21 protein-coding genes are annotated in these 22,179 nt (G+C 67.0%); 11 read left to right on the top strand and 10 right to left on the bottom strand.

Annotation, left to right across the window (positions count from 1 at the left end):
- The first annotated feature begins 4 nt into the window (after positions 1-4).
- The 5 genes from odhB (at position 5) to AC07TU_RS17975 (ending at position 6,871) form a co-directional block, all read left to right on the top strand.
- Positions 5-1,234 carry a 2-oxoglutarate dehydrogenase complex dihydrolipoyllysine-residue succinyltransferase gene (gene odhB / locus AC07TU_RS17995; protein WP_495189295.1) on the top strand — a complete coding sequence of 410 codons (1,230 nt, stop codon included), beginning with the start codon at positions 5-7 and terminating at the stop codon, positions 1,232-1,234.
- Positions 1,235-1,277: 43 nt separating this feature from the next.
- Positions 1,278-2,672: a dihydrolipoyl dehydrogenase gene (gene lpdA / locus AC07TU_RS17990; RefSeq protein ID WP_495189294.1), complete on the top strand. Its 1,395-nt coding sequence runs from the start codon at positions 1,278-1,280 to the stop codon at positions 2,670-2,672.
- Positions 2,673-2,806: 134 nt separating this feature from the next.
- The gene (locus AC07TU_RS17985; protein WP_495189293.1) at positions 2,807-3,895 is read left to right on the top strand and encodes a serine hydrolase domain-containing protein; all 1,089 of its coding nucleotides are present in this window, start codon (positions 2,807-2,809) and stop codon (positions 3,893-3,895) included.
- 185 nt (positions 3,896-4,080) lie between these two features.
- A complete protein-coding gene (locus tag AC07TU_RS17980) occupies positions 4,081-5,724 on the top strand; it encodes a GGDEF domain-containing protein (RefSeq protein WP_495189292.1) in 1,644 nt (547 codons plus the stop codon).
- Between the two features lie 379 nt (positions 5,725-6,103).
- The gene (locus AC07TU_RS17975; protein WP_495189291.1) at positions 6,104-6,871 is read left to right on the top strand and encodes a CAP domain-containing protein; all 768 of its coding nucleotides are present in this window, start codon (positions 6,104-6,106) and stop codon (positions 6,869-6,871) included.
- Between the two features lie 3 nt (positions 6,872-6,874).
- Here AC07TU_RS17975 and AC07TU_RS17970 read toward each other — a convergent pair whose 3' ends face one another.
- Positions 6,875-7,741: a sterol desaturase family protein gene (locus AC07TU_RS17970; RefSeq protein ID WP_495189290.1), complete on the bottom strand. Its 867-nt coding sequence runs from the start codon at positions 7,739-7,741 to the stop codon at positions 6,875-6,877.
- A gap of 94 nt (positions 7,742-7,835) precedes the next feature.
- Between AC07TU_RS17970 and AC07TU_RS17965 the strand changes: the two genes are divergently transcribed.
- The gene (locus AC07TU_RS17965) at positions 7,836-8,468 is read left to right on the top strand and encodes a trimeric intracellular cation channel family protein (protein WP_495189289.1); all 633 of its coding nucleotides are present in this window, start codon (positions 7,836-7,838) and stop codon (positions 8,466-8,468) included.
- A gap of 111 nt (positions 8,469-8,579) precedes the next feature.
- Here the strand turns inward: AC07TU_RS17965 and AC07TU_RS17960 are convergent, their stop codons facing one another.
- From AC07TU_RS17960 to AC07TU_RS17940, 5 genes are all read right to left on the bottom strand, one after another.
- Positions 8,580-8,966, bottom strand: coding sequence for a hypothetical protein (locus AC07TU_RS17960; protein ID WP_495189288.1), 387 nt, complete (start codon positions 8,964-8,966; stop codon positions 8,580-8,582).
- 72 nt (positions 8,967-9,038) lie between these two features.
- A complete protein-coding gene (locus AC07TU_RS17955) occupies positions 9,039-9,596 on the bottom strand; it encodes a GNAT family N-acetyltransferase (RefSeq protein ID WP_495189287.1) in 558 nt (185 codons plus the stop codon).
- A complete protein-coding gene (gene sppA, locus AC07TU_RS17950; RefSeq protein ID WP_495189286.1) occupies positions 9,593-11,488 on the bottom strand; it encodes a signal peptide peptidase SppA in 1,896 nt (631 codons plus the stop codon). The genes AC07TU_RS17955 and sppA overlap by 4 nt, the downstream gene beginning before the upstream one ends.
- 162 nt (positions 11,489-11,650) lie before the next feature.
- Entirely contained in the window at positions 11,651-13,234 is a 1,584-nt protein-coding gene (locus AC07TU_RS17945; RefSeq protein WP_495189285.1) for a ShlB/FhaC/HecB family hemolysin secretion/activation protein, read from the bottom strand.
- Between the two features lie 53 nt (positions 13,235-13,287).
- A complete protein-coding gene (locus AC07TU_RS17940; protein ID WP_495189284.1) occupies positions 13,288-14,082 on the bottom strand; it encodes a hypothetical protein in 795 nt (264 codons plus the stop codon).
- Between the two features lie 286 nt (positions 14,083-14,368).
- On the opposite strand from AC07TU_RS17940, the gene groES reads away from it, so the two are divergent.
- Complete coding sequence (gene groES / locus AC07TU_RS17935; protein ID WP_066579595.1) at positions 14,369-14,656, top strand: co-chaperone GroES; 288 nt, start codon at positions 14,369-14,371, stop codon at positions 14,654-14,656.
- A 78-nt stretch (positions 14,657-14,734) separates the two neighbouring features.
- Positions 14,735-16,378, top strand: coding sequence for a chaperonin GroEL (gene groL, locus AC07TU_RS17930; RefSeq protein WP_495189283.1), 1,644 nt, complete (start codon positions 14,735-14,737; stop codon positions 16,376-16,378).
- A 76-nt stretch (positions 16,379-16,454) separates the two neighbouring features.
- Here the strand turns inward: groL and AC07TU_RS17925 are convergent, their stop codons facing one another.
- From AC07TU_RS17925 to AC07TU_RS17915, 3 genes are read right to left on the bottom strand one after another with little or no spacing between them, the layout of a single operon-like run.
- On the bottom strand, positions 16,455-17,387 hold the full coding sequence (locus AC07TU_RS17925; RefSeq protein ID WP_495189282.1) for a CorA family divalent cation transporter: 933 nt from the start codon (positions 17,385-17,387) through the stop codon (positions 16,455-16,457).
- 3 nt (positions 17,388-17,390) lie between these two features.
- Positions 17,391-17,570: a hypothetical protein gene (locus AC07TU_RS17920; RefSeq protein ID WP_495189281.1), complete on the bottom strand. Its 180-nt coding sequence runs from the start codon at positions 17,568-17,570 to the stop codon at positions 17,391-17,393.
- A 17-nt stretch (positions 17,571-17,587) separates the two neighbouring features.
- Positions 17,588-17,818: a hypothetical protein gene (locus AC07TU_RS17915; RefSeq protein ID WP_495189280.1), complete on the bottom strand. Its 231-nt coding sequence runs from the start codon at positions 17,816-17,818 to the stop codon at positions 17,588-17,590.
- Positions 17,819-18,144: 326 nt separating this feature from the next.
- Here AC07TU_RS17915 and AC07TU_RS17910 point away from each other — a divergent pair, with 326 nt between their 5' ends.
- Genes AC07TU_RS17910 through AC07TU_RS17900 form a run of 3 tightly spaced genes read left to right on the top strand, consistent with a single transcriptional unit; the run spans position 18,145 to position 21,259 of the window.
- Positions 18,145-19,341 carry a GNAT family N-acetyltransferase gene (locus tag AC07TU_RS17910; protein ID WP_495189279.1) on the top strand — a complete coding sequence of 399 codons (1,197 nt, stop codon included), beginning with the start codon at positions 18,145-18,147 and terminating at the stop codon, positions 19,339-19,341.
- Positions 19,338-20,222 (top strand): cupin-like domain-containing protein, encoded by an 885-nt coding sequence (locus tag AC07TU_RS17905; RefSeq protein ID WP_495189278.1) that lies wholly within the window; start codon positions 19,338-19,340, stop codon positions 20,220-20,222. The genes AC07TU_RS17910 and AC07TU_RS17905 overlap by 4 nt, the downstream gene beginning before the upstream one ends.
- Complete coding sequence (locus AC07TU_RS17900) at positions 20,219-21,259, top strand: GNAT family N-acetyltransferase (protein WP_495189277.1); 1,041 nt, start codon at positions 20,219-20,221, stop codon at positions 21,257-21,259. The genes AC07TU_RS17905 and AC07TU_RS17900 overlap by 4 nt, the downstream gene beginning before the upstream one ends.
- A 148-nt stretch (positions 21,260-21,407) precedes the next feature.
- On the opposite strand, the gene AC07TU_RS17895 is transcribed toward AC07TU_RS17900, so the two are convergent.
- Positions 21,408-22,175, bottom strand: coding sequence for a hypothetical protein (locus tag AC07TU_RS17895; protein ID WP_495189276.1), 768 nt, complete (start codon positions 22,173-22,175; stop codon positions 21,408-21,410).
- Positions 22,176-22,179 lie beyond the last annotated feature (4 nt).

The raw sequence follows: 22,179 nt of genomic DNA, 5'->3' as shown, positions 1-22,179 counted from the left end.
AACCATGGCCACCGAAATCCTCGTTCCCGTTCTGGGCGAATCCATCACCGAAGCCACGATCGGCGAATGGCTGAAGCAGCCGGGCGACGCCGTCGCCGCCGATGAGCCTGTCGCATCGCTCGAGACCGATAAGGTCTCGGTCGAGGTCGGCGCGCCCGTCGCCGGCATCATGGGCGCCCACGCCGCCAAGGTCGGCGACACCGTCAATGTCGGCGCGCTGATCGGCACGATCGAAGCCGGCAGCGGTGCCGCTGCTGCGCCCGCCGCCGCTCCGGCAGCTGCCGCCCCTGCAGCACCGGCCGCCGCCCCGGCTGAACCGGCACAGGATGTCGAGGCCGCTGCGCTTTCGCCGTCGGTCCGCCGCGCGATCCTCGAGCATGGCGTCGATCCGGCGACCGTCACCGGCTCGGGCAAGGACGGCCGCATCACCAAGGAAGACGTGGTCGCCGCCGCCTCGGCCAAGCCTGCGGCCCCCGCCGCCGCTCCGGCTCCCGCAGCAGCAGCCCCGGTCGCAGCGCCCACAACGGGCGGCGCCCGCAACGAAGAGCGCGTGCGCATGACGCGCCTGCGCCAGACCGTCGCCCGCCGCCTCAAGGAAGCGCAGAACACCGCCGCCCTGCTCACCACCTTCAACGACGTCGACATGACGGCGGTGATCGAGGCGCGCACCAAGTACAAGGACCTGTTCGAGAAGAAGCACGGCGTCCGCCTCGGCTTCATGGGCTTCTTCGTGAAGGCCGCGACCATGGCCCTCAAGGACATCCCGGCGGTCAACGCCCAGATCGACGGCGAAGAGATCGTCTATCACGACTATGCCGACATCTCGGTCGCGGTGTCCGCGCCGCAGGGCCTGGTCGTCCCGGTGATCCGCGACGCCGACAAGATGTCGGTCGCTCAGGTCGAGCGCACGATCGGCGATTTCGGCAAGCGCGCCAAGGACGGCACGCTCAAGATGGAAGAGATGAAGGGCGGTACCTTCACCATCTCCAACGGCGGCGTGTTCGGCTCGCTGATGTCGACCCCGATCATCAACCCGCCGCAGTCGGCGGTGCTGGGCCTCCACCGCATCGAGGATCGCCCGGTCGTCCGCGACGGCCAGATCGTCATCCGCCCGATGATGTATCTCGCGCTGAGCTACGACCACCGCCTGATCGACGGCCGTGAGGCGGTCACCTTCCTCGTCGCGCTCAAGAACGCGATCGAGGACCCGACCCGCCTGCTGATCGACCTGTAAGAACTGACCTATCGTCCCCACATGCGGACGAACGGAGTAGAACATGGCTGAATACGACTTCGACGTCCTCGTGATCGGTTCCGGACCCGGCGGCTATGTCGCCGCGATCCGTGCGGCGCAGCTGGGTCTCAAGACCGCCTGCGCCGAAGGGCGCGAGACGCTGGGCGGCACCTGCCTCAACGTCGGCTGCATCCCGTCCAAGGCGCTGCTGCACGCGTCGGAACTGTACGAGGAAGCCGCCAGCGGCGCGCTCGCCAAGCTCGGCGTCAAGCTCGGCAAGGTCGAGCTCGACCTCGACGCCATGCACGCCCAGCGCCTCGACGCGGTCAAGGGCCTGACCGGCGGCATCGAATTCCTGTTCAAGAAGAACAAGGTCGAATGGCTCAAGGGCTATGCCGCCTTCACCGGCAAGGACAGCGTCAAGGTCGGCGACCGTGAGGTCCGTGCCAAGAACATCATCATCGCCACCGGCTCGTCGGTCACGCCGCTCCCCGGCGTCGAGATCGACCAGAAGGTCGTGGTCGACAGCACCGGCGCGCTCGAACTGGCCAAGGTTCCCGAGCATCTCGTCGTCATCGGCGGCGGCGTGATCGGGCTTGAGCTCGGCAGCGTGTGGCGCCGCGTCGGCGCCAAGGTCACCGTGGTCGAATATCTCGACCAGATCCTGCCCGGCTTCGACGCCGACGTCCGCAAGGAAGCCGCGCGCCTGTTCAAGAAGCAGGGCATCGAGTTCAAGACCGGTACCAAGGTCACCGGCGTTGCCGTGAAGGGCAAGAAGGCCACGATCACCGTCGAGCCCGCCGCGGGCGGCGCCGCCGAGACGATCGAGGCGGACAACGTCCTCGTCGCGATCGGCCGCAAGCCGAACACCGACGGCCTCGGCCTCGAAGCGGCCGGCCTGACCGTCAACCAGCGCGGCCAGATCGAGACCGATCACAGCTTCAAGACGTCGGTCCCCGGCATCTGGGCGATCGGCGACGTCATCCCCGGTCCGATGCTCGCGCACAAGGCCGAAGATGAGGGTATCGCGGTGGCGGAGAATATCGCCGGCCTCACCGGCATCGTGAACCACGACGTCATCCCCTCGGTCGTCTACACCATGCCCGAAATCGCCGGCGTCGGCCTCACCGAGGAAGCGGCGAAGGCGAAGGGCGAGGTCAAGGTCGGCAAGTTCCCGATGGCGGGCAACAGCCGCGCCAAGACCAACCATGAGCCCGACGGCTTCGTGAAGGTCATCGCCGACGCCAAGACCGATCGCGTGCTCGGCGTGTGGATCATCACCAGCGTCGCCGGCACGATGATCGCCCAGGCCGCGCAGGCGATGGAGTTCGGCGCGACCAGCGAGGACATCGCCTATACCTGCCACGCCCATCCCACGCACAGCGAGGCGATCAAGGAAGCGGCGATGGCGGTGACGGGCAAGCCGATCCATATCTGATGCGCCGGCGACGCGATTAGCGCAGCTAATCGCGAGCGCACCAGGCGCGTCCGGCAGACGGCGCCCACAAGTATCCCGCTTGCGTCTCCCGATCGGGTGTATCATGGTAATGGCACACCTGATCGGAGAATTCGATGCTCAGATACGCCGCCAGCCTCGCGCTCGTCCTTGCCGCGCCCGCCGTTGCGCAGACCGCCGCGAAGGTCGATCCCGCCCGTATGGATGCGATCGTCCGTGCCGATGCCGATAAGGGCGGGTTCATGGGCGTCGTGCTCGTCGCGCGCGATGGCGAGATCCTGTTCGACAAGGGCTATGGCTCGGCCAACCTCGAATGGAAGATCGCCAATGACGGCGACACCAAGTTCCGTCTCGGCTCGGTGACCAAGCAGTTCACCGGCGCGGCGATCCTGCTGCTGCAGGAACGCGGCAAGGTGAAGCTCGACGCGCCGGTCAAGACCTATCTGCCCGACGCGCCCGCGACATGGGACAAGGTGACGGTGCGCAACCTCCTCACCCATAGCGGCGGCATCCCCAACTTCACCTCGTTCGACGACTATCAGAAGCTGAAGACGCTTGAAGCTACGCCCGCGAGCCTGATTGCGCGCTTCAGCGACAAGCCGCTCGATTTTCAGCCGGGCGAGAAATTCGCCTATTCCAACTCGGGCTACATCCTGCTCACCGCGATCATCGAGAAGGCGAGCGGCCAGTCCTATTCCACGTTCCTCGCCGACAACATCTTCAAGCCGCTCGGCATGGCCGACACCGGCTATGACAGCCACGCCACGATCATCCCGCGCCGGGCCGCGGGCTACACGCCATCGCCCAAGGGGGTGGTCAACACCGACTATCTCGACATGACGATCCCGCAGGGTGCGGGCTCGCTCTACTCGACCTCGCACGACCTGCTCAAATGGCAGCGCGGGCTGTTCGGCGGCAAGTTGCTCAAGCCGGACTCGCTCAAGGCGTATCTGACGCCGTTCAAGAACAACTACGCGCTGGGCGTCAACGTCGCCACGGCCGACGGCAGCACCACCGTCTCGCACGGCGGCGGGATCGAGGGGTTCAACACCTGGCTGGGCTACGACCCCGACCGCAAGCTCACCGTCGTTGTGCTCGCCAACCTCAATGGCGACGCGCCGGGCCGGTTGGGCAAGGCAATGCTCGCACTGGCGCGCGGCGGCAAGGTGACGCTGGCGGGAGAGCCACCGGCGGGCGGCAAATAGGCAACCGTAAAATCGGGCGAGCCGGCAACGTCGTGGCGTAGCCGCCCCCAACCCCGTGTTAACCATTACCGTTAGCCTGTTCTCATCCATGTCTCCGCTATGTCGATCCACTGCCGGAATCCCCTCCGGCCGGTACGACGATGCGGATGACGACAACCACCACCCCTCCTGCCGAACCTTCGGCCATGGCCCGTCCGGGGAGCACCGGCACGATCATCGCGCTGATGCTGCTGATGATCGGCATCATGATCGCCAGCTTCGCTTACGTCTCCGGCCAGGAGGCAGAGCTGCGCAACGGTCGCATGGAAAGCCGCCATATCCGCATCGCGCGGCAGGCGCTGATGGAAGCCGATATCGCCGTGCTGAACGCGATGGTCGATGGCGGCGCCGCCCATGCCGGACGCTATCGCTCGGCGATCGAGAAGCTCGATACGCAACCGGTCAATCACTTCCCCGCGACGCTTCGCATCGAGGGGCGCGAGGTTCCCGGCATCGCCGCGATCGCCGGCATTCGGCGCAGCTGGAACGCGATCATGGCACGGATCGAGGCGGGCGACCTCGCCGGTGCCCGTGCCCTGCACGACACGCAGGGCATCCAGCAGCAGACGCGGGCGGTCGTCGATACGATGATCGGTCAGATCGAACAGCTCGACGCGCATAACGACCGCGCCCAGGGCAATATCGATTTCACCATCAAGGCCGTCGTCATCCTCCAGCTCGCGAGCGGCCTGTTCTGTATCGCAGTGTTCCTGTTCGCCGCCCGGCGCGGCGCGACGGAAGCCGCAGCACGTGCGCTCGCGGTCACCAATGCCACCCGCTCGCGCGAAGAGGTCATGCGGCTGTTCGAGATGACCGACATGCTGCAGAGCGCACAGGATCAGAGCGACGCCAACATGGTGCTGCGCGCGACCGCGATGGAGCTGCTGCCCGATCTTGCCGGCACGCTCTACGTCTTCAGCAATTCGCGCGACCGCCTCGTTCTCTCGGCGAGCTGGAATGTCGGCGACGGCCCTGCCCCGGCCGACACGATCGGCCTGACTCAATGCTGGGCGCTCAAGCGCGGCAAGCCGCACGTCAACCACCCCCGTGGCGACAAGCTCCGCTGCGAGCATCATGCCGAGGGTGCGTTCGTGCTCGAGATCCCGATGGCCGCGCGCGGCGAGGTGCTCGGCCTGTTCTGCATCCAGACCACGCGAGCCGACGGCGATGTCCGGCTTCAGGAGATTGCCGGTCTCGGCACCGCGCTCGCCGACGCGATGTCGCTCGCGCTCGCCAACCTCGCGCTCGGCGCCAAGCTGCGCAGCCAGGCGCTGCGCGATCCGCTGACCGGCCTCTACAACCGCCGCTATATGGAAGACACGCTCCAGCGTGCCGTCCAGCTTGCCCAGCGCGAGAAGCACGATGTGTCGATCGTCATGATCGACCTCGATCATTTCAAGCGGCTCAACGACCAGCACGGCCACGCCAAGGGCGATACCGTATTGCGCGATGCCGCGTCGGTGATCGTCCACCAACTGCGCGAGAGCGATGTCGCCTGCCGCTATGGCGGTGAGGAACTGCTGGTGGTGATGCCCAATTGCAGCATCGAGGACGCCGCACACAAGGCCGAGCGGCTGCGCATCGGCATCGCCGCGCTGTCGCAGCCGGGGATCGACGTCTCCGCCTCGTTCGGCATCGCCAGCATCCCGGCCACCTCGTCGTCGGCGCATGATCTGATGCAGGCGGCGGACGCTGCGCTCTACACGGCCAAGGAACAGGGGCGAAACCGCGTGGTCACCGCGCCGCCGCTCGATGATCCGATCCGCGGCCAGCTCATCGCGGCCGAATAGCATGTCCGGCCGGCTCGCGATTTCGTTCCGGCGAACAGGCGCAGAATCGGGCCTAACGGTGCGTAAACCCGGACCCCGGCCAGGACCGAGGCGTTCAGCGCGGATGCATCGCACCCGATCCACCGCGTCCGCCACGGTATCTGCCCTTGCCCTGGCCCTCCTCGTTGCCGGTTGTGGCGGAGGTGGAAGTGGTGGCAGCGGCGGGACGGTCGTCGCCCCCACACCTTCGCCAACTACAGGCACGCCGTCGCCGAGCCCTTCGACCCCGGCGCCCTCTCCCTCCTCTTCGCCGCTCCCGACGACCTGGGCCGGTGTCGCCGGTTATTATGACGTCCAGCCGGACATCGGCGGATGCCGCGCGGGGACGCTCAAGGATTCGGTGAAGACCGAGTTCCTCGCCCGGCTGAACGAGATCCGCGCTCGGCACGGCCTCGCGCCTGTCGTCTATTCGACTGACGAGGACGTTCAGCAGGCGGAATCCTCGCTGATGATGGCCGCCAATGTCGCGCTCAGCCACACGCCGCCGACCAGCTGGCGCTGCTATACCGCCGGCGGCTCAACCGCTGCGGGCGCGAGCAACCTGATCGGCGGCTGGGGCACCGGTCTTGGCTTCGACAGCGAAGACGGTCTGCTCGCCGGCTGGTTGCGCGAGGGCGGCACCGCCCAGCTCGGCCACCGCCGCTGGATTCTCTACCCGTTCCTGCGCAAGACCTCCTACGGCCGCGTCTCGGGCACGCTTCCCGACGGCCGGCGCGCCACCACCGCATCGATGCGCGTCTTCGGTTTCGTGAGCGCGGGGCCCGCCCCGTCGACCGTCCCGCCGTTCGTCGGGTTCCCGCAGGGAGATTATCCGTCGCGTTACTTCGCGCTGACCGACTATCTCTCCTTCTCGATCGTGCCGAGCGCGACCAACAATGGCGCCGACCGCTCGGTCGATTTCTCCGCCGCGACGGTTTCGGTCCGCGGCCCTTCAGGCGATCTGCCGATCACCGATATCACGCGCGACAATGACGGCTATGGCATTGCCAACAACATCCAGTGGCGCGCCACCGGCCTTGCCGCGAACACCGGCTACACCGTGACGATCGCCGGGGTGCGCGGCGCACCCCAGGCCAGCTATTCCTACAATTTCAGGGTCGTGCCCTAGAGGCTAGGCGGCCGCCGCCTGTCCCCCGGCAAGCGTGCCGGGCAGCGGCAGGCCCGTGTCCGCCTGCTCCGGCGGCACGCCGGCAGGACCAAGGCGCCAGGGCATCCGCACCCAGTCGCCGAAGCCGCGCGGCTGGCGCGCCTCGGCGATTCCGACCACAGGCCATTCGTCGCGCGCCGGCATGTGGCAGGTGCCGAACAGCCGGTCCCACAGGGTGGTGAAAGCACCGAAATTCTTGTCGAAATGCTGCTCTTCCACCGAATGATGGATGCGGTGGAAGCGGTTGTCGACAATCAGCGTGCGCAGCGGCCCCAGCGTGATCCGCGTCGGCGAGTGGATCCATACGATATGGCACCACAGCACCAGATTGATGATCGGTGAGATCGGCCCGTGCATCCCGATCAGGAGCGACATCGGGATCTGCATCACGATCAGCGAGATCATCGCCTCGCTGGGATGGTGATAGCTGTTCACCGCGTTCAGCTCTTCGATCGAATGGTGCACGGCGTGCCAGCGCCACAGCCAGCGATGTTGAATGCGATGGAACCAGTAGAAGAAGAAGTCATGGGCGATCGCGCCAATCAGCGCGGCGAGAATTCCTCCCACAATCGGTCCGCCGACGACTGCAAGCACGCTGGGGATCGTGAACAGCGGCCGCACGCCCAGCTTCTGCCAAGCCAGCGCCAGCATCACGGTCGCCACGAAGGAGATCAGCAGCGACACCATCCAGAAACCGGTACCCAGCAGCCGGGTTCGCAGCCGGTGGTCCTCGCGTGGATTGAGCACCTCGAAACAGGTGAGGATGCCGAACACCGCGCCCCAGGCGATGTAATGGTGCTTCAGATCGTCGAGGAGGGCCGGGACATCCATTGCGTCTCAGTTAGACGGGCAAAGGCAAATGCCGGGTAAATGCCGGCGCACAGCCGGGATTGATCCGTCGCCCCGGCAGTGAGACAGGGAACGGATGACACCACCTGCCTTTGCCCAGCTTGGTACCGTGCTGCCGTTGCTCGATCTGCTCGGCATTGCCCTGTTCGCCGCCACCGGCGCACTGGCAGCGGCGCGCCACGGGCAGACGCTGGTCACGGCCGCCTTCTTCGCGCTCATCACCGGAGTCGGCGGCGGCACGATCCGCGACCTTCTGATCGGCGCCCCGGTCTGGTGGGTTCACCACTCCTTCGTTTCTGCGCTCTGCCTCGGCGTCGCGCTGCTGATCTGGATGACGCCACAGCGATGGTGGGACGGCGCGGCACTCGACTGGCTCGATGCACTCGGCCTTGCCGCCTATGCGGTGTTCGGCGCAGCCAAATCGCTGAGCTTCGGTATCCCGCCGGTTCCCGCTGCCCTGATGGGCGTGCTCACCGCCTGTTGCGGCGGCATCATCCGCGACGTTCTGGCCGGCGAGCCGTCGATCCTGATGCGCCCCGAACTCTACGTCACCGCCGCAGCGCTCGCCTCGTGCCTCTATGTGCTGCTGATGCTCGCCGGGCTGCCGCTGCTCGTGGCCGCAGTGATCGCCGCCATCGCCGGTTTCGCACTCCGCGCCGCCGCCATTGCCTGGAAGATCAAGCTGCCCGCCTATCGCGGCAAGCGGTGACTCATTGCGGCACCAGCCCGCTCCCCAACCCGGCCACCCAACGCCAGTATCCTATGGGTGGCCGGGTGGGGGAGCGGGCTGGTGCCGCCATTCAGCGAAGCTGAATCCCCCTCAAGGCTCCATCAGCCAGGCGATCGCCGCGTCGCGATCGTCGAACATGCCGAAGTCGGGGCGCACCTGCTGCAACCGCTTGACCTGCATCCGGGCGGTCGCGGTCTTCACCACGAACGCGACCTTGCGCGCCCAGATCGCGCGCACTGCCGGGTTGTCGAAAGTCTGCTGAAGCATGTCGACCGTCGCGGTCGGCAGGCTGGGGACCGCACTCCCGTCATAGAGCGTGACATGCTGGCCCACCGCATCGCCGAACGAACGGACCGCGGCGCGCAGCTCCTCACCCACCCAGGCCGCATCCTCGGGGGCCAGCATCTCGCGAATCTCCAGGATCACCAGCTTACGCGGGCGATCGACCTCCAGCCTGTGCGTCAACGGAGCGTGCATGGCGGCTGCGCTCTAACGTAAAGCAGCCGCCAAGTCATTCTTAACGCGTCAATAATATGACGAATTTTTCGCCTAGTCGCGCACCAGGCCGGTTTCGCTGAACGGTCTGGGCTCGACCGGCGGGGTCGTCGCGTCGTTGAGCTCGCACTGCCAGATGCCGATATCGACCCAGCGGCCTTCCTTGAACCCGATCTCGCGCAACTGCCCGGCGCGGCGGAAGCCGACCTGCTCGTGCGTGCGGATCGAATTGTCGTTGGGCAGCGAGATCACACCGATCGCCTGAGTGAAGCCCTGTGCGCGCAACGTGTCGATCAGCGCCTCGTACAGCAGCCGCCCGATCCCCTGCCCCTGCACTGCGCCAGCGATATAGACCGAAGTCTCGACGACATAGCGATAGGCCGCACGCTCGCGGAAGCGCGTCGCATAGGCATAGCCCAGCACGCCCTTGCCCTCGCCATTGGTCGCAACGATCCACGGATACAGACCCTGCGAGGCCTCCATCCGGTTGCGCATCTGCCGCGCGTCGGGCGGATCGAACTCGAAGCTCACCGTGCCGGTCAGCACATAGGGCGCATAGATGGCGGCGATCGCCGCGGCATCGCCGGGCTCGGCGGGACGGAGCTGGATCACAGGCCGACCCTCGCGAGAATGAGGTCGATCAGCCGGGCATCCGCGCGCATTGTCGTCGCGGCCGGCCCGAACGCCCCGCATTCCAGGCAGCGTGCCTGCATCGACGATCCCATCGCCAGCCGCTTCGCGTCGCCCAGCGCCTGCCCGAACACCGCGCGCCGCTCGGCCCCGATGCGGGCATAGATGTCGCCGCCGCTTTCCGGCGTCGCCTCCTCGTCCTCCTCGCCGCCGCTCATCGCGAATCCGGCGACGAGCTGTTCGAACCAGCTCGGCTCTTTCTCGAGATAGAGTGCATGCACCTTGGCGGGATCAAGGTTGGCGCGCTTCGCGGCCTCGGCGACCGCATCGCCGAGATTGCCGAACCGGTCGACCAGCCCCAGCTGGCGCGCAGTGCCGCCGTCCCAGACGCGGCCCTGGCCGATCTCGTCCACCCGCTGCGGCGTCAGCTTGCGCGACTGCGACACCAGGCCGATGAAGCGGCGATAGCCCTGCTCGATCCCCGATTGCAGGATGCGGCCGGTCGGCTCGTTGATGCCGGCATAGAGATCGGGCTGGCCGGTCAGCGGCGTGGTCTTCACCCCGTCGCTGGTCACGCCGATCTTGGCGAGGGTGTTTTCGAAGCTCGGGATGATGCCGAAGATGCCGATCGATCCGGTGATCGTGTTCGGCTCGGCGAAGATCACGTCGCCCGGGGTCGAGACCCAGTAACCGCCCGACGCGGCCAGGCTGCCCATCGACACCACCACCGGCAGCTTCTGCGCCTTAGCCTGCAGGATCGCCTGACGGATCCGCTCGGACGCGAGTGCCGATCCGCCCGGCGAGTCGACGCGCACCACCAGCGCCTTCAGCTTCTTCTCGGCCAGTCCCTTGAGCAGCAGTCCCGAGACGGTGTCGCCGCCCGCGGTTCCCGGTCCGGCCTTGCCGTCGATGATCTCACCCGCGACGGTGATCACGCCGATCGCGTCGCCATCCTTCTTCGCCGGATTGGCCTCCAGCCAGTTGGCGAGCTTGATCGACTTGTAGTTGCCCGCAGGCTTGTTTGCGTCCGCGCCTGCAATCTCGGCGATGCGCTTGCCGAATGCCAGCCGGTCGCCAAGCTTGTCGACCAGCCCCGTGTCGAGATTGGCCTTGGCGATGTCCCCGTTCGCCGCCGCGACCACCAGGTCGGGCTGCGCGATCATCTGGCCGAGCTTCGCCTTGGGCCGCGCCTTCGCCACCGCTTCCTGCCACTGGCCGAAGATCGTGCCATAGAGCGCTTCGTTCGCCGCCTTTGCCTCGGGCGACTGGCCGGTCAGGATATAGGGCTCGACCGCCGACTTGAACTTGCCGACCTTGTAGACATGCGCGGTGACGCCGAGCTTGTCGATCAGCCCCTTGTAATAGAGGCGCGAACCGCCCGGCCCGCTGAACAGCGTGCCGCCCATCGGGTTGACCCAGACTTCGCTGGCATTGGCCGCGAGCAGATAGCCGCTGTCGGTATAGCCGGTGGCATAGGCAAGCACCGGCTTGCCCGCGGCGCGCACCCGCGCCACCGCCTGCGCGACTTCGGCCACCGCGGCGGGGTAGCCGCCCATGAACCGGTCGAGGTCAAGCACCACTGCCTTGACGCGGGCATCGGTCTTCGCCGCGTCGAGCGCGCGGACCAGGTCGCGCGTCCGGTATTCCTTGACCGTTTCGCCGCCGCCGAACGCCGCGAACGGATCGGTCTCCGAAGGCTGTTCGACGATCATGCCGTCGATGTTGAACACCAGCGCGCCGTCCTTGACCGCCGCCGGGTTGGGCCGCGCCGAGAGGATCGCGAACAGGCCGATGAAGAACAGCAGCATGAACAGCAGGACCAATGCGTCCTTGATCCCGACCAGCAGCTTCCATGCGCCGCGTACCAGTTTCACGTCTTCAGCTCCTCAGGATGCCCCGCGCCTCTTGACGCACAGGTGAGACTTTGGGGCAAGCGATAACGAGACTGTGTTAAGGACGCAATACAGATGGCTTCTCGCCTTCTCATCCGTCACCCCGGCACGAGGCCTGGGTGACGAAGGCAGGTTTCGGATCGCCTAGAGCGACAGCCGCCACATCACGGAGATGCGCCAGTCCTTGTCGAAGGCGGGATAGGGCTCGTCGATCGCGGCCGCCGCCTCCAGCCCCAGTTCCGCTTTTTCCTTGAACTTGATCCGCCCGCCAAACCCGGCCGAGGCCATCGACAGGTCGATCCCCGGATCGATCCCGCGTGCTGCCAGGCCGATCCAGGCGCGGTCGGCAAAGGCATAGAGCTCGCTCGCCGCGAACGCCCCGCCCTTCACTGGCCGTACTGCCAGTTCGCCAAGCGCCCCCGCGCCCTTGTCCGCGGTGAGGAAGGCCGTGTCGAACGCCCGGCCCAGCGCCTCGCCGCCGACCGAAAAGCGTTCCGCCGCGGGCAGCCGGTCACCGCTATACTGCCCCGACAGGTTGAGCCGCGCGCTCACGCGCTTGCCCAGTGCCTGCGTCACGCTCGCCGCGCCATTGACCTTGCGGAACCCCTTCTCGGCATAGGGCTCGATCACCCGCGCCCCAAGGACATCCAGCCCCTGCGACACCGCCGCGCTCACCGACCAGGAGCGTTTCTCGCGCGCATCCACGATCCCGGCGGCGGCGCGTACCGCACGCGTCCGCTCGGTCGCGATCAGATTGCCCAGCACCGCATTGTCGCTGTTGATCCCGTCCACGCCCAGGCTCAGATCCACTGCCCGGTTGAAGCGGCGCACCAGCGGATAGGACAAGGTCGCGCCGGCGAGCTTTGCGGTGCCCTTGCCCGCAAAGCCGCGCGGCCGTGTCTCCAGCCACGCCAGGTTGGCGGAGAGCGTCAGCCCATTGGGCGTCAGCGGCGCCTGATAGCCGGCCGCGGCATAGCGATAGCGTTTGAAGTCGCTCGCCGCGGAAAGGCCCAGCGTCAGCTGGTCGCCCTCTCCGGCCAGGCTATAGAATTCGGCGTTGAGGTCGAACTGGCCGTCCCCGGTCAGATCGACGCCGCGGTTGCTGAACCCCGCGGTGATCCTGCGCCGCTTCTGCTTCGGGGTCAGCGCCAGCTTGAGCGCGCCGTCGTTCCGCGGGTCGCTGAACTCGGGCGTGAACGTCAGGCCGGGGATCGCCCGCATCAGCGTGAACTGCCGTTCAAAGGTCGCGCGGGTCAGCGGGTCTTCGGTGGTCATCCGGCCCGCGCGCGCCGCAAGCAGCCGATGCCTGCCGCGCGGCGCCTTCATCTCGATCGTGACGATCCGCCCTTCGGTCAGCAGCACTTCGACCACGTCATTGGCGAAATCCTGTTCCGGGATCGCAATCGTGTAGAGCGCGACATTGCTCTTGCCATAGGCGCGCGACAGGCTCCCCGCGAGCTCGGCCAGCGCCTCGCCGGTCATCGGCCGGCCCAGAAAGCCTTCCGCCGCGCGTGCCACCGGCCGCGGCGCCTCCGCACCGCGAAAGCGGATGCCGCGGATCGGGCGGCCGGTGCCGCTGGCCTTGATCTTCGCGCGATCGATTTCGGGTGCGGGCTTGAGCTGCGGTGCCGGGGTGCGCGGCCGGTCGATCCGGTTGCGGTCGATCAGCCGCGCGCCGTCCTGCGGGTCCGCGGCAGCGGCCAGCGCCATCATGGCTGCCAGCATCATGAGTCCATCCTCGCCATGGAAAAATGCCCGCGCACGGGGCGCGGGCACTGGCGTCAGTTGTTCTTCTTGGGCCTGAGACCGCCGAGCAGGCCATTATTCTGGCCATTGGCACCCAGCACAGTGCCGACCGTGCCGGTGGCGGTCTGCACCACGCCCTTGGTGGTTCCAACCAGCCCGTTGGTCGTGCCGCCCAGCAGCCCGCCGGCCGTCCCGTTGACGTCGAGCGCGAGCAACTGCCCGCCCGTCCCCGCGCCTACGGTCGCCAGCGACCCCGTCGTCGGGCTCTGCGCCAGCACGTTGAGGCCGATCAGCGGCGTCGAGCCCTCGGGCGCCGCGATCACCTGCCCCTTGCCCAGATCGATCGCGACCAGCGCGCCGAGCTTGCCGCCGACGCCGTCGAGGATCAGCCCGCCGGTACCGCTGCCTTCGCCCAGATTGACCAGCGTCTGGCCGGTCGCGTCGAGCACGCGGGTGACGGTACCCGTGACGATCCCGGTCGCGGGAAGCTTGCCGTTCACCACCTGCGCCAGCTGATCATGCTTGCCGGCGACGCCGATTACCGTGTTGCCGGCGGTGACGATCAGATTGCCGACCAGCCCGGTTGCGCCGCCCGAACTGCCGGTACCGCCCGAGGAACTGCTCGTTCCGCCGGACGAGCTGCTCGACCCGCCCGAAGAACCGCTCGATCCGCTCGAGCTGCTTCCGCCCGAACTGCTCGAACTCGACGGCGGCGGACTGTCGCCCACCCAGCCGACCCGATAATTTCCCGAACTCTCGCAAGCTGCCAGTGCCAGCGCCGCCGTGGAGGCGAACACCAGCGCCGGCCAAATGGCCGTCCTTCCAGTCATGACGCATCTCCTGTTCTAATCGATACTTTCACGCATCGATAATCCGGCAGAATTCTATTCGCGTCATAGAGTTCCATCATATTGGAATAATTCGTAGTTACTGAATTGTTTATTTTCGGCATACTTTCACTTTACTGCCGGACGAAAGGTTCCTCTGCCCGTCGGATTCTTTTCCGGACTCGCCGCGCCTGCGGTTGACGATGCCCGACCCCACATCCATATGCCGGCCGCTGGCACTCGCTTCAGGGGAGTGCCAACAATTTCAACCCGCGTTCAGGAGAGCTCCATGAACTTTCGTCCGCTGCACGACCGCGTGCTCGTCCGTCGCGTCGAGGCAGAAGCCAAGACCGCCGGCGGCATCATCATCCCCGACACCGCCCAGGAAAAGCCGCAGGAAGGCGAAGTCGTCGCCGCCGGTTCGGGCGCCAAGAACGAGAAGGGCGAAGTGACCCCGCTCGACGTCAAGGCGGGTGACCGCATCCTGTTCGGCAAGTGGTCGGGCACCGAGGTCAAGGTCAACGGCGAAGACCTGCTGATCATGAAGGAAAGCGATATCCTCGGGATCATCGCCTGACCTCATTCACCGCACCGCCTCGCGCACGCGTGGCAGTGTGACTTTTGAGACTTTCCAGATTTTGAAAGGGTAGCCACCATGGCAGCCAAGGACGTAAAATTCGGCCGCGACGCGCGTGAGCGCATCCTGCGCGGCGTCGACATCCTCGCCGATGCGGTGAAGGTCACGCTGGGGCCGAAGGGCCGCAACGTCGTCATCGACAAGAGCTTCGGCGCGCCGCGCATCACCAAGGACGGTGTGTCGGTTGCGAAGGAAATCGAACTCAAGGACAAGTTCGAGAACATGGGCGCCCAGATGGTGCGCGAAGTGGCCTCGAAGACCAACGACGTCGCCGGCGACGGCACCACCACCGCGACCGTTCTCGCCCAGGCGATCGTGCGCGAAGGCATGAAGTCGGTCGCGGCCGGCATGAACCCGATGGACCTGAAGCGCGGCATCGACCTCGCCGTCGGCAAGGTGGTCGCTGACCTCCAGTCGCGCTCGAAGGCCGTTGCCGGTTCGAACGAGATCGCCCAGGTCGGCATCATCTCGGCCAATGGCGACCGTGAAGTCGGCGAGAAGATCGCCGAAGCCATGGAAAAGGTCGGCAAGGAAGGCGTGATCACCGTCGAAGAGGCGAAGGGTCTCGAATTCGAGCTGGACGTCGTCGAGGGCATGCAGTTCGACCGCGGCTATCTGTCGCCCTACTTCATCACCAACCCCGAGAAGATGGCCGTCGAACTGGCGGATCCGTTCATCCTCATCCACGAGAAGAAGCTGTCGTCGCTGCAGGCGATGCTGCCGATCCTCGAGGCGGTTGTGCAGTCGGGTCGTCCGCTGCTGATCATCGCCGAGGACATCGAGGGTGAGGCGCTCGCCACGCTCGTCGTAAACAAGCTGCGCGGCGGCCTCAAGGTCGCAGCGGTCAAGGCACCGGGCTTCGGCGATCGCCGCAAGGCGATGCTCGAGGACATCGCGATCCTGACCAAGGGCGAAGTCATCAGCGAAGACCTCGGCATCAAGCTCGAGTCGGTTACCCTCGGCATGCTCGGCACCGCCAAGCGCGTCACGATCGACAAGGACAACACCACCATCGTCGACGGTGCGGGTGAAGCCGATGCGATCAAGGGCCGCACCGACGCGATCCGTCAGCAGATCGAAGTCACCACCAGCGATTACGACCGCGAGAAGCTCCAGGAGCGTCTCGCCAAGCTCGCCGGCGGCGTGGCCGTGATCAAGGTCGGCGGCGCTTCGGAAGTCGAAGTGAAGGAGCGCAAGGACCGCGTCGACGACGCGCTTCACGCAACGCGCGCGGCCGTTGAAGAAGGCATCGTCCCCGGTGGCGGCACCGCGCTGCTCTACGCGACCAAGTCGATCGACGGCCTCGAAGGCGCCAACGAAGACCAGACCCGCGGCGTGGACATCGTCCGCAAGTCGCTGACCGCGCTGGTTCGCCAGATCGCCAGCAACGCGGGCCATGACGGCGCGGTCGTCTCGGGCAAGCTGCTCGACCAGACCGACACGTCGTTCGGCTTTAACGCCGCGACCGACACCTACGAGAACCTCGTGGCTGCCGGCGTGATCGATCCGACCAAGGTCGTCCGCACCGCGCTGCAGAACGCGGCCTCGGTCGCCGGCCTGCTCATCACCACCGAAGCGGCGGTGAGCGAGCTGCCGGAAGACAAGCCCGCAATGCCCGCCATGGGCGGCGGCATGGGCGGCATGGGTGGGATGGACTTCTAAGTCCTGTCACCCGGCCACTCGGCTGGAACAAGCAAAGGGCCGGCGGAGCGATCCGCCGGCCCTTTCTTCGTCCGGCCTAACGCAGCCACCCCTTGCGCTTGATGTACCAGAGCGGCAGCAGCGCCGCGAGCAGCGTCAGCAGGATCGTGGCGGTGAACCCCCATTCCCACGACAGCTCGGGCATCACCGCGAAGTTCATGCCGTAAAAGGTCGCGATCAGCGTCGGCGGCAGGAACACCGCGGTGATGATCGTGAACACCTTCACCACCTGGTTCTGCCGCACGTTCAGGCTCGTCATCACCGATTGCTGGAGATAGCGGACCTTGTCGTGCTCGAACCCGGCATGCTCCTTGATGCTCTGGATGTCGGAGATCAGCGTCTCGACCAGCCCGCGTAGCTCGGCATCCTCGACTTCCGCCCGCAGATACCGCGCCGCGCGTGCCAGCAGCAACTGGCTTTCCAGGATGCGCGAGACCAGTTCCTCGCGATCGTTGAGCTCGGCCATCGTCTCGCCGATATCGTCGGTGGTAAGCTCGCGCCCCGCATCGTCATAGCCCTCGGCGATCTGGCGGATCTTGCGGTTCATCCCCTCAAGCGCCGCGCTGGCGAGCTCCAGAATCTGGTTCGACGCCGAATTCGCGGCCTGAAGCAGCGCATACATGACGCCGTGCGCAGTACGCGGAATGCCCGGCCGCCTTCGCAGGATCGTCAGCGCACGGTCGAACGGCACGAAGCCGTTCGCCGGCTCGCACGTTACCAGCGCCGCGTCGCCCAGCGCGAAGGCGATCTGGTCCTGCCTGATCTCGTGCCCCTCGCGCACGAGCACGCTGACGGGCAGATAGATGAACGCCGCATCCTCCTCATAGCCTTCCTCGGGCGGCGGAAAGCGGCAGCCGAGATCGGCCGCCGCGCGGCCAAGTCCGACCACATCGTCGCTGCGCAGCCGCCGCCACACCGGGGCAAGGCTCGCCTGTTCGGGGCCGAGCCCCGCCTGATTATACTGTGCCATCGCCTATTCCTTTCCGGCGCGGCCGGCGTGCGAGGGCGAGGAGGACGACGTCACCGTCGCCGTCCCGCCCGGCTGCAGATAGTGAATCCCGATCATCGCGGCGCAGATCAGGACGTAGAGGATGATCACCGAAAGGATCACCTCCCGCTCCAGATCGGCGGACGAGTTCCTGCGCTTGCGCATGGCTCAACCCTCCCGTGTCAGGCGGCGAGACGGAAGACGCGGCGGGGTGACACGCATCGCGGCGCCACCTCCCCTTCGTCGCGGACCCAGCATGCGACGGGCGTGCCCGTCCCCGGGTCGCGCGACCAGTCCAGCCGCAGCGGCGCAAGCCGCATAACGACAGGGGTCGCCCGCACGGGCAGGCGATAGACGCACGCGGCCAGACGGCCGGGCGCCAGCGTGAAACGGCGATTGTTCAGATTGGTCATGCTCACCTCCATCGGCCCGTCACGGGCCTAGGGGCGAGCGGGGACGCGACTAGCGGCCGGCGCTCGCCCGGCGATCCGTGCCGGGCGCGTTCCTCGGTTCCGATGCGGCGGCGGTCATGCCCGTCGCCGCGTTGCTACTAGAGTCGCTGTCCATGGTTCCTCAGGTTGCGATTCCCGCGCCCCGGATTGGGCGCGGCCGGGCGTCTGCGCCTCCCCGCCGGCAAGGTCAACCCGTTTCGGGCACCCACCGGCACGCGATTCATGGTATCGCTTCCCGAAATTTAACGCTTCACCGCTATCGCCGGATCAGGGGGTTCAGGAGCGGCATGAACGCGGCAAAGGCCATTGATCGATCGACTGTCCGTGAGGCGGCATCCGTGCTGCACCTCGCGCCCGCCGCCGTATCCGCCGACTTTCTTCCACTCGGCCTGATCGATCCCGCCCTCGCCTCCGAGTGGGACGATCTCGCCGCCGATGCGTCCGAACCCAATGCCTTCATGGAGCGCTGGTTCGTCACCGCCGGCGCCGCGCACCTCGCGCCCCGGCATGGCCGCCTGCTCGCGATCCGTGCCGGCGACCAGCTGATCGGCCTGCTCCCGCTCGCGACCGAGCCGCGCTATGGCCGCCTGCCGATCGCGCATGTCGAGAACTGGCTTCACTATCATTGCTTCCTCGGCGGCCCACTGCTCCGCCGCGGCCATGAAGCGGCCGCCTGGACCGCGATTCTCGACGCGCTCGATGCCGATCCGCAATCCCGCGGCCTGCTCCACCTGACCGGACTCGTCGAGGGCGGCCCCGTCCACTGCGCCCTGCTCGCGACCGCGAACCGCCCCTGCGACACCGTCCATCGCATCGAGCGCGCGCTGCTCGAAAGCACCCTCTCACCCACCGCCTATTATGAAGCGACGGTGCGCAAGAAGAAGCGCAAGGAGATCAAGCGCCTCCAGTCGCGCCTCGCCGAGCTGGGCGCGGTCACCACCACGCGCCTCACCGATCGCGCCGACCTCCCCGCCTGGATCGACACCTATCTCGCGCTCGAGCAATCCGGGTGGAAGGGCCGCGCCGGTTCCGCGCTCGCCAGCGAGCCACACACCGCCGCCTTCTTCCGCGACGCGCTCACCGGCGCGTTCGACGCGGGCAAGCTTGAGCTCCTCCGCCTCGACCTCGACGGCAAACCGCTGGCGATGCTGGTCAATTTCCTCACCGCGCCCGGCTCTTTCTCGTTCAAGACCGCGTTCGACGAGGAGTTCTCCCGCTACTCCCCCGGCGTGCTGATCCAGCTCGACAATCTCGCCATCCTCGACAACCCAGCCATCGCCTGGATGGACAGCTGCGCCGCCGCCGATCACCCGATGATCGACAGCCTGTGGGGCGAGCGCCGGGCCATCGTCCGCGTCACCTTGCCCCTCGCCGGCTGGCGCAGCCGCGCGCTGTTCAACGCCGCCCGCGCCGTCGAGCGCGCCGCGCAAGCCATCCGCAACCGCCGCACGCGCCCGCAAGCGCCTCCGGAGACCGAAGAATGACCGCCACCCGCCTCGCGCCCGCGACCGTGTTCGACAGCGACGCCCGCGCCCGTTTCGCCACCCTCTATCCCGAACAGCCGGGCAAGATCGCCCACCAGCTCTCCGGGCATAAGCTGTTCGAGCTGGAGTCGCTGGTCGAGCTGTCGCAGCGCATTCGCCCGGTCGATGTCGAGCAGAATCTCGCCAATCTCCCGATCGAGGTCGACCCGTCCGCGGTGCAGCATAACGGCCTGTCGGTCGCCGACTCGATCCGCTCGATCGAGCAGAACGGCTCGTGGATGGTGCTCAAATTCGTTGATCAGGACGCGGTCTACCGCCAGCTGCTCGACGAGATCCTCGACGAGCTCGAACCTGTAATCACCGCCCGTACCGGTGCGATGATCAAGCGCGAGGCATTCATCTTCGTCTCCTCGCCCGGCGCCGTCACCCCGTTTCACATGGATCCGGAGCACAACATCCTGCTGCAGCTCCGGGGCGAGAAGACGATGACGCTCTTCCCCGCCGCCGATCCCGAGCTGACCCCAGGCGCGCTGCAGGAGGAATTCCACCGCGGTGCCCACCGCAACCTCCCCTTCCGCGACGAGTTCGCCCCCAAGGGCCAGCCGATCAGCCTTACCCCGGGCGAAGGGCTGTACGTCCCGGTCAAGGCGCCGCACTGGGTACAGAACGGCTCGGCCACCTCGGTCTCGCTGTCGGTCACCTGGCGCTCCGAATGGAGCTATCGCGAGGCCGATGCCCATGCCTTCAACCGGTTGCTGCGCGGCGCGGGCCTCAGCCCATCGATGCCCGCCCGCTATCCGCGCCAGAACATGCTCAAGGCCTATGCTTGGCGCGCACTCGCCAAGGCGAAGCGCCTGACCGGGAACCCCGACCCGCAATGAGCGCCGCTCTGCCCCTGACCGCCAGCCACGACGCCGTGCGACTCCATCAGTCGCTCGACGGCCTCGCGCGCGATGCGGCCCGGGCAGCGCAACCCGGCTTCTATGATCGCCACGACTGGCTCGCGCTCACCCGTGCGCACATCTATTCCGGCGATCCGCTCGCCATCGCCAGCGCGCATGAGGGCGACGCCACCGCCTGGCTCCCGCTGCGCGATTGCGGGGGCGGACATGGCCGCGGCCTCGCCAGCTGGTACACGCTCGCCTTCGCCCCGCTCTTCACGCCGGGCACCGATCCCGACACGCGCTCGCGCCTGCTCGGCGAACTGGCCCGCCTCCTGCGCCGCCGCTTCGATACGCTCAGTCTCTGGCCGCTCGAAGCCGATGTCGCCGTGCAGCTTCAGGCCGCGTTCCGCGCACAGGGCTGGCTGCCGCGCCTGCAGTTCGAGACCGCCAATTGGGTCGCCGACACCGCCGGCCTCGATTTCGACGCCTATTGGGCCAATCGCCCCTCGAAGCTGCGCAACACCGTCCGCCGCCGCACCAAGAATTCGCCCTTCACCGCCGACGTGCTCGATCGGTTCGACGATGCCGCCTGGGACGCGTACGAGTCTGTCTATGCGCAGAGCTGGAAGCCCGAGGAAGGCTGCCCTGCCTTCCTCCGCGCTGCCGCAGCGGCCGAAGGCGCCGCCGGCACGCTCCGCCTCGGCATCGCCCGGCGCGACGGCGTTCCCGTCGCCGCGCAATTCTGGACGGTCGAGAACGGTCACGCCACGATTCACAAGCTCGCCTATCTCGAAAGCGAACGCGAGCACTCGCCAGGCACCCTGTTGTCGGTCGCGATGTTCCGCCACGTCCTCGATCATGATCGCCCCGCGGTGATCGACTATGGCAATGGCGACGAGCCCTATAAAGCCGAGTGGATGGACACGCGGCGCGAGCGTTTCCGCCTGCGCCTGTTCAACCTGCGCAGCGTCGGCGGGCTGTCCCAGGGCGTGAGCCGCGCCGCCCGCGCCGCGCTCCGCCGCATCACCGGCTGAGAACTGGCTTGGAAATGCGCAGATGCGCATTTCGAGACGGCACCAGCCCGCTCCCCCACCCGGCCACCCATATCATGCTACCGCTGGGTGGCCGGGTGGGGGAGCGGGCTGGTACCGCAATGCGCCGAAAGGCGCATTCCAAACCAACTCAGAGCGGCTCCGCCGCAATTGTATAGTCAAATCCGTGGCGGAGGCCGTCCAGGCGCGAATCGGCGGCCAGGGCACGCTCGCGAATAACCTCGCCCCGATCTCGCAAAGCCGCTGCCAGCACCCGGTCGGGCATCGATTCCAGCCGGCGCAGACACATGTCGATCTGGCTGTTCACAAACCGCGCGCCATAGCGGATCGGGAAACGCTCGACGTCGATCACCCGCCAGCCATTGGTCTCCAGCCGTTCCACCACCCACTCCAGTGGAAACTCGCGATAGGGCCGCTCGGCAGACAACAACAGGACCGCGTCGCGATACCGCCCGATCTCCCAGATGATCCGCCCCGCCTCGCTCCCAGGATCCTGGCTGACATAGGGTTCCAGCCCGACCAGATAGAGCCGCCCCGCCGTCACCCCATGCAGTCGCGCGAACATCCGCTCCTGGAAATAGGGGGCGAAACCCTCGACTGCGCCGATCAGATAATCGGCCAGCACCGTATCGAACCGCTCGCCTGCCAGCAGCTTGGGGTCGGCCCAATTGCCGACGATGATGCGGTCCTGCGGCCGCCGCACCCGCTCGGCGACGTCGCGCACCTGTGCCGCATGCGCCACCGCGCCGCTCACTGCAACCCAGCGCTCGGTCGGAATCGACGTCACCCAGCCGATCGAATTGGTGCCCGTCCCCGCGTCGAGCACCGCGCCCCAGGGCAGCTCGCCCTGAAGCGCCTCGATATGGCGGAACAGTGCGGACGGCTGTCGCGTCCGCACTGCC

Source organism: Sphingomonas sp. GW821-FHT03E12, from assembly GCF_059420685.1.
Note: the sequence above shows the minus strand (reverse complement) of the source record. Positions and strands in the feature narration are given on the sequence as shown.